2 protein-coding genes are annotated in these 2,439 nt (G+C 63.7%); one reads left to right on the plus strand and one right to left on the minus strand.

Features of this window, described 5'->3' with window-relative positions:
• Positions 1 to 839, plus strand: an 839-nt coding sequence (locus A2J01_RS36295; RefSeq protein ID WP_064112262.1) for a hypothetical protein, incomplete at its 5' end; no start/stop codon positions are given.
• Positions 840 to 933: 94 nt separating this feature from the next.
• Here A2J01_RS36295 and A2J01_RS05430 read toward each other — a convergent pair.
• On the minus strand, positions 934 to 2,214 hold the full coding sequence (locus tag A2J01_RS05430) for a tetratricopeptide repeat protein (protein ID WP_064112263.1): 1,281 nt from the start codon (positions 2,212 to 2,214) through the stop codon (positions 934 to 936).
• Positions 2,215 to 2,439: the final 225 nt, after the last annotated feature.

Raw genomic sequence — 2,439 nt, forward strand, 5'->3', positions numbered from 1 at the left:
AGAAGAAGATCGCCACGAACATCGAGAACCTCCAGCAGACTGCGTCCTCAGTCAGCTCGAGCCACCCCGGCTTGGATGTGTTGGGAGTCCTCGATCGGGCACTCGAGGCCACCACCTCCGGAGGTCGGGTAGTCCTCATGAGCAGCGGATTCGCCACGGTCGACCCGATCGACCTCAACGCCGCCGGCAACTGGATCACCGCTCCTGAGCAGTTCGTCGACGCGATCGATGATCGGAACCTGCCCGACGCGGCGGGCAAGAACATCAGTTTCATCGGCCTGGGCTACCCGGCTCCCGGTAGCGCACAGACGGTCGCCGGTCCGGCCGTGAGGACTGCGCTGCAGACCATCATGACCGGTCTCTGCCGGCGGATGAATGCCACTGCCTGCGACGTGCTTCCGGGACCGGTGAGTGATCTGCCGCCGGTGTCGACGACTCCGGTACCCGTCGTCGAGCTCAACCAGCTGAGCACGCAGTGCGCCGGTCAGATCGACATCGACACCAGCATCGCGTTCGCCCCGGAAAGCGACATCCTGCTCGGCGGTGTCGATGGTGTGCTTGCTCCGATCGCGCAGGAGTTGAACAACTGCCCCGGAACGACGGTCGTCGACGCGGTCGGTCACAGCGCCGCCGTCCCCCACGAAAGCTGGGGTGGTGGCCCTGACCTCGAGAAGCGCCGCGCGCAGGCCGTCCTCACCCGACTCCGTGACCTCGGCGCTCCCGTTACGGCGATCGGCATCGCCCGCCCCGGCGGGCAGATCATCGACAACATGCCCGGCGGCGACTTCCGCGAAGACCTCGCGGTGCGCAACCGCATCGTCACCCTCACCATCAACTAGCAGAACCGCTGACAAAAGTGCAGCTGGGGTCGGAACCCTGCGGTTTTCGGCTCCAGCCGCACTGTCTACTCGTGAGGTGCCGGGTGGTCTGCGGTTAATCATCACCCAACTCGTCTAGGGCTTTTCGGGCGTTGTCAGATCCTGCCGCAACGGCTTTCTCCCACCACGAACGCGCCGTAGCGGCATCGCCCTCGTCGTAGTACGTGACTCCGAGGTTGAACATCGCGCCAGGGTGATCGTGGACGGCGGCCTTCTCCCACCACGAACGCGCCGTAGCGACATCGCCAACATTGAAGAAGCTGAATCCGAGGTTGAACATCGCGCCAGGGTGATCGTGGACGGCGGCCTTCTCCCACCACAAACGCGCCGTAGCGACATCACCCTCGATGTCGTACGAGATCCCGAGGCTGGCCATCGCGTCAGCGTGATCGTGGACGGCGGCCTTCTCCCACCACAAACGCGCCGTAACGAGATCACCCTCGTCGTAGTACGAGAGCCCGAGGCTGGCCATCGCGTCAGCGTGACCGCGGCCGACGGCCTTCTCCCACCACGAACGCGCCGCAGCGACATCACCCTCGTCGTAGTACGTGACTCCGAGGTTGAACATCGCGTCAGGGTGATCGTGGACGGCGGCCTTCTCCCACCACGAACGCGCCGTAGCGGGATCACCCTCGATGTCGTACGAGATCCCGAGGTTGGCCATCGCTTCAGCGTGATCGTGGACGGCGGCCTTCTCCCACCACGAACGCGCCGTAGCGACATCACCCTCGTCGTAGTACGAGAGCCCGAGGCTGGCCATCGCGTCAGCGTGATCGTGGACGGCGGCCTTCTCCCACCACACACGCGCCGTAACGAGATCACCCTCGTCGTAGTACGAGAGCCCGAGGCTGGCCATCGCTCTAGGGTGATCGTGGCCGGCGGCCTTCTCCCACCACAAACGCGCCGTAGCGACATCACCCTCGTCGTAGTACGTGAGCCCGAGGTTGACCATCGCGTCAGCGTGACCGCGGCCGACGGCCTTCTCCCACCACACACGCGCCGCAGCGACATCACCCTCGTCGTAGTACGTGACTCCGAGGTTGAACATCGCGTCAGCGTGACCGCGGCCGGCGGCCTTCTCCCACCACGAACGCGCCGCAGCGACATCACCAGCATTGAAGAAGCTGAATCCGAGTTTGAACATCGCCTCAGCGTGACCGCGTGCGGCAGCCTTCTCCCACCACACACACGCACCAACGAGATCACCCGCCTTTTTGTCGATCAGTCCGAGAGCGAACAGCGCTCGAGGTAGATGGCGGGTTGCGGCTTTCTCCCACCACACACGCGCACTAGCAACATCACCAGCCTCGTCGTAGCTGAATCCCAGATTGAACATCGCTTCCGGGTGGTCGTGGTCGGCGGCTTTCTCCCACCACGAACGTGCTGTGTCAGTGTCACCGGTTCCGTGCGCCCAGATGCCTACGAAAAACGAGGAAGTGGAATCGAGATCTAAATCCTCCAGGGGGAGTGTCCGATTAACGGTGGATCCGACCTTGATGTCGGTTAGTTACCGTTCAGGGTGATGCGTCCTTCGAAGGTGATCGCAAACGCATTGAGCGCG

The sequence above is a fragment of the Rhodococcus sp. EPR-134 genome, assembly GCF_001647205.1.
Taxonomy (GTDB): Bacteria; Actinomycetota; Actinomycetes; order Mycobacteriales; family Mycobacteriaceae; genus Rhodococcus_F; species Rhodococcus_F qingshengii.

Excerpts from the sequence above, each read along its gene's own strand:
- A2J01_RS05430 (WP_064112263.1), bottom strand. The coding sequence starts at position 2,214 with ATGTTCAATCTGGGATTCAGCTACGACGAGGCTGGTGATGTTGCTAGT.